Below are 15,400 nucleotides of genomic sequence, written 5' to 3'. Positions count from 1 at the left end.
AGCTAGCGACTGACCCAGCGTTGGCGTGCCCAGTTGCTGAATGCATCCACTCCAAGCACCAAAATCAACATGGCCAGAATAACGGTGGCGGCTTTGGCCTCTTGGAACAGGCTGAGGCTGACATACAGCATCTGACCCAATCCGCCTGCACCCACGAATCCGAGTACGCTGGCCATGCGGATGTTGTTTTCCCAGCGATAGAGCGTGTAAGCCAGTAACTGCGGCCAGAGATTAGGCAGCGTGCCATAGAAGAACGCACAGATATGGCCGCCACCGTTAAGGCGGATGGCATTAGACGGAGCTTTGGGTGTGTTTTCCAAGGCTTCGGCAAACAGTCTGCCTAACACTCCGGTGGTGTGCAGAGCCAAGGCCAGGGTGCCTGCATTGGGCCCAAGTCCGGCCGCCAGCACAACCAGCGCTGCCCATACCAGTTCGGGGATGGCACGAAGTGCGTTGAGCACGAGCCGTGCGGTTTGCAGGGGCAGCCAGCCCAGATTGCCTGCAGCCGGTAAGGCCAGAGTCAGGCCCAGCAAGGCAGCGAGCAGAGTGCCCATGGCAGACATGGCCAAGGTTTCCAAGCTGCCTTTTAAGATGGAGTTTAAATGGCTCTGAGAGAAGTCCGGCTGCAGAAAATTGGCGGCGTAGCGCCCCATCTGGCTCAGGCTATCGTGGCTGAATAGAGCAGCTAGGTCGATTTGCAGATAGGCGAATGAGCCAACAACGCAGGCCAGCAGTAGCAGCACGAGACAGTAGTTGCCCAGTCGACGCGTCATAGGAAGCGCCTCCGTAAGACCCGGCTGAGCAGGTCAGCCAGCAACACCAGAAGCAGAAAGGTCAACAGCATGCTTGAGACTTCTGCTCCGGCAAACATTCGCATAGACAGGTCGATCTGCTGGCCCAGGCCACCTGCACCGACAAACCCCATCACCACTGAGGCGCGGATCGCACACTCCCAGCGATACACCGTATAGGAGAGCATTTCCGCAGCCGCATTCGGCACAACGCCGTACAGCCAAGCCGTCAGGCGCGAGCTGCCAGCGCCTAAGAGGCTATGCGCAGGGCGTTGGTCAACTGATTCATAGATTTCGGCATAGACCTTGCCGAGCATGCCGCTGTAGGTAATTGCAATTGCCAGCACGCCCGCCGTAGGGCCCAATCCAACAGCACGCACAAATAGCAGGGCCCAGACAATTTCCGGGATGCTGCGCAGGACGATCAGCAAGCCGCGCGCGGGCCAGCGCAGCAGTTGCCCTAACCAGCTTGGTCGGCCATGTCTATGCACAGCCGATAAGGACAGCGCCCGGCTAGCCAGCAGGGAAACAGGCAGCGCGATCAGCAGGGCCAGAGTCATGCCGGCCGTTGCGATCGCTAGGGTTTCAAGTGTGGCTCTGCACAGCAGCTGCAAGAACGCTGCGTCGTGGGCAGGAGGCCAGAAGTCGGCAAGAAAACTGCTAATACTGGCTGCGTTTTCGGAATTGGCTAACCCGCTGAAGCTCAGCTCGCTGAGTTGGATGCCTGGCCACAACAACAGGATTGCGACAATCGCAATCAACAAGCGCGGCAGTGCGGCCGGGTCGCGCAGGGCAGGTTTCAGCATCTGGTAATCTGCGGCGCGGGAGCCGTCAGTGCGGGCTCATCTGTGGCCCGGCTAAGCTGCTCATTTGCGTACAGCGCTTGGAGTTGCTCGCGGGTTACGGCCTCGGCGGGCAAATCAAACAGTAACTGGCCTGCACGCACTCCAATCACCCGGGGAAAATGATCAAGGGCCAGATCAACCGCGTGCAGACTCGCCAACAAGGTCGCGCCATGGCGGCTGGCCTCTTGATTGAGCACGCTTAGGGTGTGCGCAGCGAGTGTGGGGTCCATGGCGGAAACCGGTTCGTCGGCCAGGATCAGCTCGGGGCGTTGGTACAGAACCCGTGCAATCCCGACGCGCTGCAACTGGCCTCCTGAAAGTTGATCGCAGCGATCAAACAGTTTGTCAGCCAAGTCGAGGCGCGTTAGTGCTTCACGTGCACCATGAAGGTCAACAGGGTAGAGCAGGTTGATCAGGCTTTTAAGCAGCGGCCATTGCCCTAGCTTGCCCGCCAGTACAGCCGTAACTACGCGCTGGCGTGGAGGCAGGGGCGGTGCCTGATGGATAAGGCCAATACGTGCGCGCAGAGCCTGACGCTTGCGCGCATTAACTGCCCAGGGCTGCTGTCCAAGTACACTGACTTGACCTTGGCTGGGCTGGAGGCTGCTGGCCAGCACATGTAGCAAGGTGGTTTTGCCAGCACCGGAAGGCCCAATGATGGCGACTCGCTCACCTTGAGCTACTTGCAGGTTTATGGTCTGTAAGGCGATATGGCCGTTGGTGTGGGTGAGACCCACGCCCTGTAACTGAGCGCTCACTGCAATAAGCCAGCAGCGCGTGCAGCGTCCTCAATGCCTGCATAGTTCTCGACTTGCGTCGGGATAAAGCGGCTGGCGGCTTGCAGGTCGAGAATCTTTTTGTGCTCAGGATTGGTCGGGTCGAGAGCCAGGAAGGCAGCTTTGATTTTCTCGCGCAGGCCTTCATCGAGGGTGCCGCGCACGGTCCAGTTATAATCGTAGTACGGCGGTGTGGTGGCGATGACTTTGACTTTACTGGTGTCGACCTTGCCCGCCGCCAGCAGTTTTTCCCAAACCGAAGCATTTAACACCCCACCCGCTGCTTTACCTGCTTGGACCCAGGCAACGGTGGCATCGTGGGCTCCTGAATAGGCAATACGGCTGAAGAACTCTTCGGGTTTAATGCCGTCTTTAAGCATGAAATAGCGTGGCATCAGGCTGCCGGAGGTGGAGGAGATTGAACCAAAGGCGAAGGTTTTGCCTTTTAGGTCCTGCACTGATTTAACGTCGGGATCAGCCGTGATGAATTTGCTGGTGAACTGCTCATCTTCAGCACGCTGAACCAGAGGAATCGCAGTCCCTGTTTTTATGTGGGTCTGCACGAAGGTAAAGCCGCCTAGCCAGGCCATATCCAGGCGATCGGCCGCGAGTGCTTCGACAACAGCCGCATAATCCGATACTGGAACGAACTGAACTTTCATGCCCAGCTGCTGCTCAAGATAGCTCCCCAGTGGTTCAAATTTGCGTAAAAGCTCAGTTGGGGCTTCATCAGGAATAGCGGATACGCGAAGGGTTTCAGTGGCGTGCGCAAACGCGGCGCACAGGCTCAGTGCAACGCCTGCGATGGCAGTGCCCAGGGAAGATTTCATCATGAGTCTCCGGTTCAATAGCGGCGAAACCGCGAAATTATAATGACTTATGCCCTGTTCTGTTGAGCTAACTAGGCGAATTCTTAAGGTAAGATGGCAAAATGATATATTTGAGGTTGCCAGATGTATAAAGCACATCCTGCTCTGGCGTTTGCAGGTATTGGGTTGATGGGGTTGCCGATGAGCAGTCGGCTACTCGCTGCAGGCTATCCGCTAAGTGTGTGGAACCGTACTGCGGACAAGTGCCAACCCCTCCAGCAGGCAGGGGCCAGAGTGGTGTCCAAACCGGCCGATCTGTGCGTGGAAGCAGATATCGTCATGCTGTGCCTGGCCAATACTGAGGTCGTCAGGCAGGTGGTGTTTGGTACTGGTGGCATTGTAGAAACGGCCAAGCCAGGGCAAGTGCTGGTTGATCTCTCCAGCCTTGAGCCGGCTGCAACGCGGGAAATGGCGGCTGAGCTTGAAGCACGTACCGGTATGCGCTGGGTTGATGCCCCAGTTTCGGGTGGCACCCAAGGTGCGGAGGCGGGCACTCTGGCGATTATGGCCGGAGGGCTTGAGGCCGATATCGACTATATCCGCCCTGTTCTGGCGCATTTGGGCCAGCGATTGACTCGGATGGGTGAAGTTGGAGCAGGGCAAGTCACCAAAGTCTGCAACCAGATGATCGTGGCCTGTAACGCGCTGGTTATTGCCGAAGTGGTGGCGCTTGCGGAGAAAAACGGAGTGGACGCCAGTCTGATCGCCCCGGCGCTCGCCGGAGGCTTTGCCGACTCCAAGCCGCTACAGATTTTGGCACCGCAAATGGCACAGAGCCAATTTGAGCCGGTTAAGTGGCATGTCAGAACCCTTCTGAAAGATTTGGATACCGCCGTAAAAGTCTCCCAAAACAGTGCCAGTGCTACGCCACTGACCGGACTGGCCGCGCAACTTATGCGGCAACATGGCAGTCAAGGCAAGCTGGAGGCTGATCCCTCTACTCTGGTGCAACTCTATCGGGCGTCACAGGCATGAAGATTGCTGCAAACCTTTCAATGTTATTTACCGAGTTGCCACTAACGGATCGGGTCGTGGCAGCCGCTGCTGCCGGTTTCGATGGCGTAGAAATCCAGTTTCCTTATGAGCTGCCAGCGCTGCGTTTGAAAGAGTTACTCGACATGGCTGGTATGCCGTTATGCCTGATTAATCTGCCCGCAGGCGATTTCATGCAGGGCGGACCGGGGCTGGCAGCTGTCCCTGAGCGCCAGAAAGAGTTTGATGCTGCACTGGAAGAGGCTCTGACTTACGCGGCTATGGTGCGACCTTCTCGGGTCAATGTATTGGCTGGGCGTCTGGCTCCGGGGGTAACAAGGGAGCAGGCCATGGAATGCCTGGTCAATAATTTGCACAAGACCGCAGAGGCATTCGCGGTGTTGGGTATAGGTGTGGTGAGTGAAGCAATCAACCCGTTGGATGTCCCAGGTTTTTTGATCAACACACCTGAGCATCTAAGTGAACTAATGCAAGCTGTCGATCATCCCAATCTTGCCGCACAGTTCGATATCTACCACATGGCCCGTCAGGGGCTGGATGTGAGCACCGCATTACGGGCGTTAGCCGGTCGGATCGGGCATGTGCAGTTTGCGGATTGCCCGGGGAGAGGGATGCCCGGAACTGGGAAAATAGACTTCAAGGGAGTGTTCGATGTTTTGTCTGGCACGGGTTATCAAGGGTGGCTGGCAGCGGAGTACCGCCCAATTTCGGCGTCTAACGCTTCTGGGCTGAGCTGGTTGACGATGTTCCGGGATCTTGTGAGGTTTTGAAGGTGGGAGCTGGTTTAGCGACGCAATAGCAATCTTTGCGTTGAGCTCGGTTGGTTTGAAGCAGTGTGTTGTTAGGTGATGACGTGATTTGCATGAATGAAAATCATTATTGAGTATCGGTTGATATGCACTGCTTTCAGACTTTGATATTTTTTTTGCTATGATTGCGAGGTTTTTCTCATTGTGAAATCGACTTGAACGAATTCACGACGACTTTAGGTGTTTGTACTTTTTGACTTTGATTGAGGAGTGCTTCGACAGGTTTAACTCTGAGATATCAATTGTACTGTTCTAGATAATACTTGATTCTTGGGGGATTTTTGAGCGTTAACCTTGAGATAAATAACGGTTTCTCTTTATTAGACTGCTTGGGACAAGGATTTAGATTGTTTTTGTATAAATAGCAGATACCTGCTGGTCCTAAGTTTAAATAATTGTTTGGCAAAGTTTACAGTGAGAAGTTACGTGAACGCAGATCAAAAGTCAGATGCAAGCGCTCCAAGTGAAATAGACATCGTAGAGCTTGTTCGTAATCTTTGGGGTGAAAAATACTTAATTTCTGCTATTGCGTCACTTGTAATCTTGATAGCGATTTCTTATATGGTTCTGGTGACGCCAGTTTATGAAGTTCAGAGTTATTTGAGACCTGCTTCTACTATGGATCTGGATGCTCTGAATGCCTCCGAAATTTATCCTCTGACGCCAGAGGATGCACTTAAAAGAGTGGGGGCTTCATTAGAGTCATACGACACTCGTATGGGGTTCTTTAAGCAGAATAATGAGCTTTTTCAATCGCTTGAATTGGGCTCTGGTACTTTAGAACAGGCGTTTCGGCTTTTTAGCCGGGAGCAAATTCAAATACTCAAACCAGATCCTAAAAGACCCACACATCTGTCTGATTATATCGGTATTCAGGTAGAGTATGCGGAAGGGTTAGATGGCGTGGCCATCACTAATGGTTTGGTTCAGTATGCAATTGAGGCTGAGCGAAAGCGAACAGAAGCAGATGTCAAAGCTATTATCGCCAACCGTCTTGAAGCTGTTCAGCGCAAGATTGATGCTGCGCGTGTCAGCTATAAAACTGACAAGGCTGTTCAGATTGCCGAATTGGAAGAAGAGGAGCAGCTGAAAAGAGCTGAGCTGGAGGATGAATTAACTTCTCTGCGAGAGAATTTGAAAGTTAAGCGTGAGAGCCGGATTCTCCAATTGGAGGAATCTGTTCGAATCGCTAAGTCGGCTGGTATTTTGAAGCCTAATCCTGTTGCCATGATGGATAGTTCTGGTGAGAACAAGTCTGGAGGTATGCCTCTTTACTTCATGGGGGCTAGTGTTTTGCAGGCTGAACTGGATGCTTTGAAGGGCCGTTCAGCTGATGATTTTAGCGAGCCTAGAATTGCAGAAATTGCGCGGGAGATGAAACTCCTTGACAAAAATAGAAAGATAGAAATTCTTAAGAATCGTAAGGATGATGATCTGTTTCTTAGCAAGTTGGCAAAGCTGAGGGCGGAAGAAGCACACCTTAAGGCAATGAATTTGAATCTAGATAAACTCGTGCTTGTTCGCGTTGATCAGCCTGCGGAGCAGCCACTTAAACCTGTGAGTCCAAAAAAGTTACTGACTCTCGCAATAGGTATAGTACTTGGTGGCATGTTAGGTGTTTTTGTCGCTCTGGTGCGTGTTCTGTTCCGTCGCTACAGTCCGAAAAACTGACCATAGCGTTTATAGGCCACTGATTGTAAAAACCCTACGGGCGGTAGTTTACCTGTAGGGTTTTGTTTTAGGTTTTAACTATATGAATAGCAGCTCCTTGTCACGTTTGATCAATATTGGTTTACGTGCAATGACCTTGGGCAGCAAGTTTTTACTGATCTTTTTTTTGGCTCGCTTTTTGGCGCCTGCTGAACTGGGTCTATATGGCTTGCTGGCTGCTACTATTGGGTATGCGCTTTATCTCCTTGGACTGGATTTTTATACCTATACAACACGAGAGATGCTTAAACGCTCCAGAAATGATTGGGGCGCGCTGCTGAAAAATCAGGGAGCTCTGACGCTTATCCTGTACGTGCTGTTTCTTCCGCCTCTACTTTTTTTATTCGTGTTAGGGCTTTTGCCCTGGTACTTGGCGAGTTGGTTTCTCTTCATACTTATTCTTGAGCACCTCAACCAAGAACTGATGCGTTTGCTTATTGCTGCATCGGAGCAGCTGGCAGCAAGTTTTGTTCTTTTTCTGCGTTCAGGGGCATGGGTAATTATCGCCATAGCAGTTATGTACTTGGACCCAGTGCAACGAAATTTAACAACGGTGTTATCAGCTTGGGCGTTAGGTGGTGTTGCTGGCTTTATTTACGCTGCAGTAAAAATATCGTCCATGCGTATTGGTAGTTGGGGCCGGCAGGTAGACTGGTCTTGGATCAAGATGGGCGTGTGTGTTGCTCTGCCGCTACTAGTCGCCACTCTGGCAATTCGAGGCCTCTTCACTTTGGATCGCTACTGGCTGGAGAGCCTTGCAGGGCTTGATGTGCTAGGGGCTTACGTCCTGTACATGGGGTTGGCGAGTGCGATGGTGGCGTTTCTCGATGCGGGGGTATTTGCTTTTATCTACCCGGCATTGATTACCTCATATAATCAAGCTGATCATTGCGGCTACAAACGGAACTTGAAAAAGCTTTTGTTACAGACGGTTATTCTCTCTATCGGATTCTCGATTGGTGCGCTGGCGCTGCTAGAGCCGTTGTTGGATTGGCTGAATAAGCCGCTTTATATGGAGCATAGAGAACTGTTCTCATGGGGGTTGCTAGCCATGTTCCTGTACGCGATAGGCATGGTCCCCCATTACGCACTTTACGCACAGCAGCAAGACAGACCTATCATCCATAGCCACCTGCTGAGTCTGGTAGTATTCACGCTTTCAACGTGGCTTTTCTCGCAGATGTGGGCATCCCAAGCGGTGCCAATGGGGCTCTGCGTCGCTTTCTTTACTATTCTGGTGTGGAAGCTCGCGGCTTGTTTCATCCTCACACCCGAACCGTTTCGTTTGACTAAACCCTAACTCATCCAGGATTCAACCAAGGTAAGTACACATGTTTGACAACGCGACAATTCTCATCACAGGTGGCACAGGATCGTTTGGTAACACCTTTGTGCCAATGGTGTTGGCGAAGTACAACCCGAAAAAAGTAATCATCTATTCCCGTGATGAGATGAAGCAGTGGGACATGGCTAAGAAGTTCCAGGGCGACAACCGTGTGCGCTTTTTCATCGGTGACGTGCGAGATAAAGATCGTCTTTATCGCGCACTGGATGGCGTTGATTACGTGGTGCATGCGGCTGCAACAAAAATTGTACCAACTGCTGAATACAACCCGTTTGAGTGCGTCAAGACCAACATCAATGGTGCGATGAACCTCATCGACGCTTGCATCGACAAGGGAGTCAAGCGAGTAGTGGCTCTGTCGACAGACAAGGCCAGCAGCCCAATCAACCTTTACGGTGCAACCAAACTGGCTTCAGACAAGCTCTTTGTCGCTGGTAACTCCTACGCTGGTGGCCATGACACACGTTTTGCGGTTGTGCGTTATGGCAACGTAATGGGCTCGCGTGGCTCAGTGATTCCTTTCTTCATGTCAATTAAAGATCAAGGCACATTGCCCATCACCGATGAGCGCATGACTCGTTTCATGATCTCACTGGAAGAAGGTGTTGAACTGGTATGGCACGCCTTTGAGGACATGGAGGGAGGTGAGATTTACGTGAAAAAGATCCCTTCGATGAAAGTTACGGATCTTGCAAGGGTCGTTGCCCCAAATGCCAAGCAAGAAATCGTTGGTATTCGCCCTGGTGAGAAATTGCATGAGCAGATGATCAGTGCTGAGGATGCCTATTACACCTATGAGTACCCTGAGCATTTCAAAATTTTGCCAGTGATCAACGACTGGGCTAACTCTCCTGAGCGCATTAAAGACGGTAAAAAAGTTCCTGAAGGTTTCGTATACGCTAGTGATAACAACACTGAGTGGATGAGCGACGCTGATCTACAAGCGTGGATTGATGCTAACCGTGAAAAGATCGGGAGCATCTAATTCATGATTCCATACGGTCGCCAGGACATTACACAGACTGATATCGATGCAGTTGTAAATGTATTGCAATCAGATTTTCTGACTCAAGGTCCTATGGTTCCACGCTTTGAACAGCGCGTTGCCGAGCATGTAGGAGCAAAGCACGCACTGGCCGTGAATAGCGCTACTTCAGCATTGCATATTGCCTGTCTTGCGCTTGGCTTGGGTGCTGGCGACTGGTTGTGGACAACACCTGTTACTTTCGTAGCCTCGGCCAACTGCGGGTTGTATTGCGGCTCCAAAGTAGACTTCGTTGATATTGATCCACGCACTTACAACCTTTGCCCGCAGGCGTTGGAGCGCAAGTTGCTTCAGGCGGAGCAACAAGGTCGACTGCCTAAAGTGCTTGTTGCTGTTCACTTGTGTGGTCAGCCGTGCGATATGCAGGCTATCTCAGCTTTGGCACAGCGTTTTGGCTTCAAGGTTATTGAAGACGCCTCCCATGCAATCGGCGGCAAATATCAGAGTGAGTTTATTGGGAATGGTCGTTACAGCGACATCACCATATTCAGCTTTCACCCAGTGAAAATCATTACTACCGCAGAAGGTGGTATGGCGCTGACCAATGATGATGCGTTAGCTGCACGTATGGCCTTGCTGCGTAGTCATGGTATTACCCGTGACCCTAGATTGATGACACATGAGGCTGACGGGCCTTGGTATTACCAGCAGATTGACCTGGGCTTTAATTACCGTATGACAGAGCTGCAAGCTGCGCTGGGTGTAACTCAGATGGAAAGGCTTGATCAGTTTGTCGCCCGCCGGCATGAGTTGGCACGTCGGTATGACCAGCTTCTCGAAGGCCTGCCAGTTACAATACCCTGGCAGCATCCAGACTCATATTCGGGATTGCACCTGTACGTTATTCGTTTGCGTCTGGATCAGATCAAGTGCAGTCATCGCGAAGTATTTGAATCGCTGCGCGAACAAGGAATCGGCGTCAATCTGCACTATATTCCGGTGCATACCCAGCCTTATTACCAGCAAATGGGCTTCAAGGCAGGAGACTTCCCTGAGGCTGAGTGCTACTACAGCGAAGCAATCAGTCTGCCGATGTTTCAAACCCTTACCGAGAGCCAGCAAGACAAAGTTATTTCGAGCCTGAAGGGGATACTGCTTTGAGAGGGGTGGTAGTTTTACAGGCTCGGACCAATTCATCTCGGCTACCTGCAAAGGTAATGTTGCCTATTAAAGGCTTGCCTATCGCGGTTTTAGCGGCGAAGCGTGCAGCGAATACAGGTCGTGAAGTTATTGTTGCTACCTCAAATAGCCCAAGTGATGATTCTCTGGCGAGGTTGTTGGCCGAAAATGGGGTCAATGTTTTTAGAGGTGAGTTACTAGATACGCTGAAACGTTTTATTAAAGCACTTGAACATTATGATGACAGCACCGTAGTGGTTCGGCTTACTGGGGACAATGTATTTCCTGACGGCACTCTTCTGGATGAGCTTGAAGATGAGTTCGTTAAGGTTGGCGCCAAGTATTTAGTTTGTAATGGTGAAGATTCAGGTCTTCCTTATGGAGTAAGTGCAGAGTTAACTTACCTAGGATTACTTCGGGAAGCAGATAGAGAAAGTACCACTGTTTCAGATCGAGAACATGTAACGCCCTATATACGTAGAGTGTATGGTGGAGCAAGGTTTGAGAAATACAAAGACTTAGATAGGGGGGGGCTCCGTTGCACAATTGATAATTTGGATGATTATCAATTGGTTTTACAGGTTTTTGATGGCGTTCTTGACCCTGTTTCAGTTAGCTGGCGGGAGTTGGTGTCAAGGCTTGCTGCTATAAATAAAGAGATTATTGTTAAAAGACCAGCAAGCAAAATTGTTCTTGGGACAGCTCAGCTTGGAATGAATTATGGTGCTGCTAATAATATAGGCCAGCCGTCGTATTTAGTAGCAGAATCATTAATTCATAAAGCTATACGGAATGGCATAGAATTTATAGATACTGCACGGGCTTATGGAGTCAGTGAGGAAGTTATTGGTAACTCATTAGGCCGAGGTTGGCAGGGGAGAGTGCGGGTTGTTACAAAGCTATCGCCATTAACTGATTTGCCCTCGGATGCAAATGATTCTGTAGTTAAAGCCTTTGTTGATGCAAGTTTTTTTCAATCTTTAACGAAACTATCTATGGGCCAGATAGATACCTTATTACTACATCGTGCCTCGCATATAAATATGGCGGATGGTGCAGTATGGCGGCGGGTATTAGAATTGAAAGCTGAGGGGTATGTTAGAAATCTTGGTGTCTCAGTACAGACGCCAGAAGAATTAGACTCAGTGATTGATGTGAAGGACGTTTCACATATTCAGCTTCCATATAATCTTCTAGATTGGCGCTGGAAAAAGACTATAGAGAGCATTAAGAAAGTCAAGAAAGAACGCTCGCTGATAGTGCATGTAAGGAGTATTTACCTTCAAGGCGTACTGCTCAGCGATAGCCCAGCTGTTTGGGGGAGGGCCAATGTTGTAGATTCTTATGTTTATATTAATTGGTTGGCAAGATGTGCAGAGCGGTATAAGCGTCGTTCAGTTGGTGATTTATGTATGAGTTATGTTCTTGCTCAATCATGGATTGATGGTGTAGTCGTAGGTGTTGAGTCTGTCGAGCAATTGAATGATAACTTGATGTTGCAGGACTACGCCCCTCTCACTGAGGAAGAGTCACTTGATATCGAGTCAATGAGGCCTATTCTGACTGAGAGTGCACTGAATCCAGCGCTATGGAAGAGTCTTTAATGGCTAGTTTAAATCAGATGTTTTCCCTAGAAAATAAAGTGGTTTTGGTAACAGGGGCGTCGGGATATTTAGGGCAGGCAATGGCGTATGCACTGGCCGAAGCAGGTGCAATGGTTCTTGTAAATTCCAGGGATCATGGCAAATGTGAAGATTTGGTTTCATCAATTAAACGTTTAGGTTTTTTGGCTCAGTCTGCTGTGTTTGATGTATCTAATGGCGATAGTATTAAGTCATTTTTTGATAGCAGCAATATCAAGAAAATTAATGGAATTGTTAACAATGCATATTCTGGTGGGGCGGGGAGTATAGAGAACACCGCTCAAGCCGAATATCTAAACAGCTATTCTGTTTCTGTATTGGCCGCCCATAATATCGTTAGAGATGCATTGCCTTTGTTGCGTAGGGCAGTCATTGAGGATGGGGATGCCAGTGTTGTAAATGTCGCTTCAATGTACGGGATGGTTAGCCCTGATCATCGTATTTATGAAAGCGCATCAGCAGTTAATCCTCCTTTCTATGGTGCATCTAAAGCGGCACTAATTCAGTGGTCACGATACGCAGCATGTGAATTTGGCCATGAGGGTATAAGAGTTAACAGTATCTCCCCGGGCCCATTTCCTGCGCCAACGGTACAAGTACAGAGTCCTTTTTTTGTGGATTCGCTTTCAAAAAAGGTACCGCTAGGACGTATAGGAATTTCAGAAGATATCAAAGGGCCGATAGTTTTTTTAATTGCTAGATCCTCCTCATTTATCAATGGGGCTAACATCGTTGTTGATGGTGGATGGACTGCTTGGTGAATGCATGAAGAAGGTTGCCTTTAGAGCGGATGCTTCACTACAGATAGGCAGTGGCCATGTTATGCGCTGTCTAACATTAGCTCAGGCATTAGCTGAGAAGGGTTTTGAGTGCCACTTTATTTGTCGTGAGCATCCTGGCAACTTGCTAGACCTAATAGCTGAAAACGGTTTTAAAGTTCATGCCTTGCCTGTCGGTAATGTCGATGACCTTTGTCTCGGAGTTGCGACAACCAATGTGGTGGCACATGCGAGTTGGTTGGGTTCAAGTCAGGCTGAAGATGCGGCGCAAACCTCGTTAGTTATTCAGGATATGAAGCTAGATTGGCTAATTGTTGATCACTATTCCCTTGATGCGACCTGGGAGGATCTATTAAAGCCTTTCTATAATCGGCTCATGGTTATCGATGATCTGGCTGATCGTGAGCATTCGTGTGATTTATTGTTAGACCAAAATTTGGGGCGTGAAGCTCAGGACTACGACAAGTTAGTACGTAAGCCCTGTCGGTTTCTAATCGGTCCACAGTACGCGTTGCTGAGGCCAGAGTTTTCAGAACTCCGTGAATACAGCTTAAAACGTCGGGCTGCAGGAGAGCTCAACCACATCCTGGTTACAATGGGGGGGGTAGATCAATCTAATGCTACAGCTCGAATATTGCACGAGCTGAGAACTGCAGAATTAGCTGAGGGAACAAAAATAAGTGTTGTGTTGGGAGCTTCAGCCCCTTGGAAAGACGATGTAAGAGTGCAGGCACGAAGTATGCCTTGGGAGACGGAGGTTTTTGTCGGCGTAAATAATATGGCTCAGATAATGTCTGATGCTGACCTCTCGATCGGTGCTGCAGGGAGTACTTCTTGGGAGCGCTGCTGCTTAGGGGTTCCAACACTGTTGATTGTTCTTGCCGAAAACCAATTGGCAGGAGCACGAGCTCTTGCCGCGGCGAACGCTGCTGAGTTAGTGGGAACATTAGATAATATTAAGGATATATCCACTAGTCTTTCAAAGTTTCTAAGTCCACATAGAATGCTTTCTATGACAAGAGAGTCGATAAGGATTACTGAAGGTACTGGTGTTTTTCTGATAGCTGACTTTCTCGTCGAGGGAGATAAGCATGGATAAAGGGAATGTCCGGAAGTTGAAACGTTCCGAGTTAGAGATGATATTGAGTTGGAGAAATCATCCTAATGTAAGGCGTTATATGTTTAGTCAAGAAATAATAACCTTGGATGAGCATCTAAAGTGGTATGACACTGCAGTAGAAAATAGTTGCAAGCATTTACTTATCTACGAGTTGGACGGTACTTCGCAAGGCTTTATAAATTTTTCGGTTGTGAAGGAATCAAAGATAGCTGATTGGGGCTTTTATGCATCTCCGACAGCATCAAAAGGTATCGGTACCTTGCTAGGGCTGAGTGCGCTTAATTACGCATTTAAGGAAATGGCTTTGCATAAGGTATGTGGGCAGGTATTGGCTTTTAATCAAAAGTCAATGGGGTTGCACAGGAAGTTAGGTTTTAAAGAAGAAGGTATGCTTCGGGAGCAGAGTTTTACGGCCGGGGTGTACCACTCAATATATTTATACGGATTGCTTGCGTCCGAGTGGACGTAGCAGGATTTTGGTGATTTATGTCTATTCCAAGTATAGTAATAAATGGAAGAGTTATTGGTGCTGAGGCTCCACCATATATAATTGCTGAGTTATCAGCCAACCACAATGGTAAGATAGAAACTGCACTGAAGATCATAGAAGAGGCAAAATCGGCAGGTGCCGATGCCATAAAGTTACAGACCTATAAGGCTGATACAATTACACTTGACTGCGATTCTGAAGAGTTTCAGATACGCGGTGGGCTTTGGGATGGACGGTCGTTATACGAGTTATACGAAGAGGCGCACATGCCATGGGAATGGCATGGGCCTCTTTTTGATTACGCAAGAAAGCTGGGTATTACGATATTTAGCTCGCCTTTTGACAGCACGGCTGTAGATCTTCTAGAAAATCTCAATGCTCCAGCATATAAAATTGCTTCTTTCGAAGCTGTTGACTTACCGCTGATCAAATATGTCGCGAGCACCGGCAAACCGATGATTATATCAACGGGAATGGCGGATGATCAGGAAATTGCAGAAGCTATTGAAGCGGCAAGAGATGGTGGATGCAAGGAGCTAGCGATTCTCCATTGTGTAAGTGGATATCCAGCACCTGCTGAGGATTATAATTTAAGAACCATTGTTGATATGACGCAGCGTTTTGGGCTGGTAACTGGGTTGTCGGATCATACTTTGGACAATACAACCGCAATTGCCAGTGTTGCTCTTGGTGCATGCATCATTGAGAAGCATTTTACCCTAGACAGAAATGGTGGTGGGCCTGATGATAGTTTTTCTCTGGAACCACAGGATTTAAAAGCATTGTGTGAAGGTAGCAAAATTGCTTGGTCAGCACTGGGTAAAGTTGATTACGGTCGGAAGTCCAGCGAAAGTGTAAATGTTAAGTTTCGTAGGTCATTATACTTCGTGCGAGATGGTGTGGCTGGAGATACCATTACAGCTGATATGATCAGAAGTGTTCGTCCTGGATATGGCATGGCACCCAAACATTATGAACAGGTATTGGGTAGTACATTACTGGTTGATGTTAGAAGAAATACACCTGTCCTTGAAGGTCTTCTTGCTGTTAAACGTTAGGTTCTGAG

The 15,400-nt window shown here is 49.1% G+C and carries 15 protein-coding genes; 11 read left to right on the top strand and 4 right to left on the bottom strand.

Annotated elements, in window-relative coordinates; translation table 11 throughout:
• Positions 1-2 precede the first annotated feature (2 nt).
• The 4 genes from phnE to AO726_RS02400 are packed head-to-tail and all read right to left on the bottom strand — an operon-like array spanning position 3 to position 3,245.
• On the bottom strand, positions 3-773 hold the full coding sequence (gene phnE, locus AO726_RS02415; protein ID WP_058066448.1) for a phosphonate ABC transporter, permease protein PhnE: 771 nt from the start codon (positions 771-773) through the stop codon (positions 3-5).
• Positions 770-1,597 carry a PhnE/PtxC family ABC transporter permease gene (locus AO726_RS02410; RefSeq protein ID WP_058066447.1) on the bottom strand — a complete coding sequence of 276 codons (828 nt, stop codon included), beginning with the start codon at positions 1,595-1,597 and terminating at the stop codon, positions 770-772. The genes phnE and AO726_RS02410 overlap by 4 nt, the downstream gene beginning before the upstream one ends.
• Positions 1,591-2,394, bottom strand: coding sequence for a phosphonate ABC transporter ATP-binding protein (locus AO726_RS02405; RefSeq protein ID WP_058066446.1), 804 nt, complete (start codon positions 2,392-2,394; stop codon positions 1,591-1,593). The genes AO726_RS02410 and AO726_RS02405 overlap by 7 nt, the downstream gene beginning before the upstream one ends.
• Positions 2,391-3,245: a putative selenate ABC transporter substrate-binding protein gene (locus AO726_RS02400; protein ID WP_058066445.1), complete on the bottom strand. Its 855-nt coding sequence runs from the start codon at positions 3,243-3,245 to the stop codon at positions 2,391-2,393. Before AO726_RS02400 ends, AO726_RS02405 begins: the two co-directional genes overlap by 4 nt.
• 120 nt (positions 3,246-3,365) lie before the next feature.
• On the opposite strand from AO726_RS02400, the gene AO726_RS02395 reads away from it, so the two are divergent.
• The 11 genes from AO726_RS02395 (at position 3,366) to pseI (ending at position 15,392) form a co-directional block, all read left to right on the top strand.
• Complete coding sequence (locus AO726_RS02395) at positions 3,366-4,256, top strand: NAD(P)-dependent oxidoreductase (protein WP_058066444.1); 891 nt, start codon at positions 3,366-3,368, stop codon at positions 4,254-4,256.
• Positions 4,253-5,044, top strand: coding sequence for a hydroxypyruvate isomerase family protein (locus AO726_RS02390; protein ID WP_058066443.1), 792 nt, complete (start codon positions 4,253-4,255; stop codon positions 5,042-5,044). Before AO726_RS02395 ends, AO726_RS02390 begins: the two co-directional genes overlap by 4 nt.
• 465 nt (positions 5,045-5,509) lie before the next feature.
• On the top strand, positions 5,510-6,754 hold the full coding sequence (locus AO726_RS02385) for a Wzz/FepE/Etk N-terminal domain-containing protein (RefSeq protein WP_152987216.1): 1,245 nt from the start codon (positions 5,510-5,512) through the stop codon (positions 6,752-6,754).
• 82 nt (positions 6,755-6,836) lie between these two features.
• Positions 6,837-8,093 carry a lipopolysaccharide biosynthesis protein gene (locus AO726_RS02380; protein WP_058066442.1) on the top strand — a complete coding sequence of 419 codons (1,257 nt, stop codon included), beginning with the start codon at positions 6,837-6,839 and terminating at the stop codon, positions 8,091-8,093.
• 31 nt (positions 8,094-8,124) lie between these two features.
• Complete coding sequence (gene pseB / locus AO726_RS02375; RefSeq protein WP_058066441.1) at positions 8,125-9,123, top strand: UDP-N-acetylglucosamine 4,6-dehydratase (inverting); 999 nt, start codon at positions 8,125-8,127, stop codon at positions 9,121-9,123.
• A gap of 3 nt (positions 9,124-9,126) precedes the next feature.
• Positions 9,127-10,284, top strand: coding sequence for a UDP-4-amino-4,6-dideoxy-N-acetyl-beta-L-altrosamine transaminase (gene pseC, locus AO726_RS02370; RefSeq protein WP_058066440.1), 1,158 nt, complete (start codon positions 9,127-9,129; stop codon positions 10,282-10,284).
• The gene (locus AO726_RS02365; RefSeq protein WP_082629030.1) at positions 10,185-11,906 is read left to right on the top strand and encodes an aldo/keto reductase; all 1,722 of its coding nucleotides are present in this window, start codon (positions 10,185-10,187) and stop codon (positions 11,904-11,906) included. Before pseC ends, AO726_RS02365 begins: the two co-directional genes overlap by 100 nt.
• Positions 11,906-12,706: an SDR family NAD(P)-dependent oxidoreductase gene (locus AO726_RS20850; RefSeq protein WP_082629029.1), complete on the top strand. Its 801-nt coding sequence runs from the start codon at positions 11,906-11,908 to the stop codon at positions 12,704-12,706. The genes AO726_RS02365 and AO726_RS20850 overlap by 1 nt, the downstream gene beginning before the upstream one ends.
• A 4-nt stretch (positions 12,707-12,710) precedes the next feature.
• Positions 12,711-13,823, top strand: coding sequence for a UDP-2,4-diacetamido-2,4,6-trideoxy-beta-L-altropyranose hydrolase (gene pseG / locus AO726_RS02360; RefSeq protein ID WP_058067072.1), 1,113 nt, complete (start codon positions 12,711-12,713; stop codon positions 13,821-13,823).
• Positions 13,816-14,313 (top strand): UDP-4-amino-4,6-dideoxy-N-acetyl-beta-L-altrosamine N-acetyltransferase, encoded by a 498-nt coding sequence (pseH, locus tag AO726_RS02355; protein WP_058066438.1) that lies wholly within the window; start codon positions 13,816-13,818, stop codon positions 14,311-14,313. The genes pseG and pseH overlap by 8 nt, the downstream gene beginning before the upstream one ends.
• A 17-nt stretch (positions 14,314-14,330) precedes the next feature.
• The gene (pseI, locus tag AO726_RS02350; protein ID WP_058066437.1) at positions 14,331-15,392 is read left to right on the top strand and encodes a pseudaminic acid synthase; all 1,062 of its coding nucleotides are present in this window, start codon (positions 14,331-14,333) and stop codon (positions 15,390-15,392) included.
• Positions 15,393-15,400: the final 8 nt, after the last annotated feature.

The organism is Pseudomonas sp. TTU2014-080ASC (assembly GCF_001446935.1).
Taxonomy (GTDB): domain Bacteria; phylum Pseudomonadota; class Gammaproteobacteria; order Pseudomonadales; family Pseudomonadaceae; genus Aquipseudomonas.
This window is presented reverse-complemented; position numbering and strand designations above follow the sequence as displayed.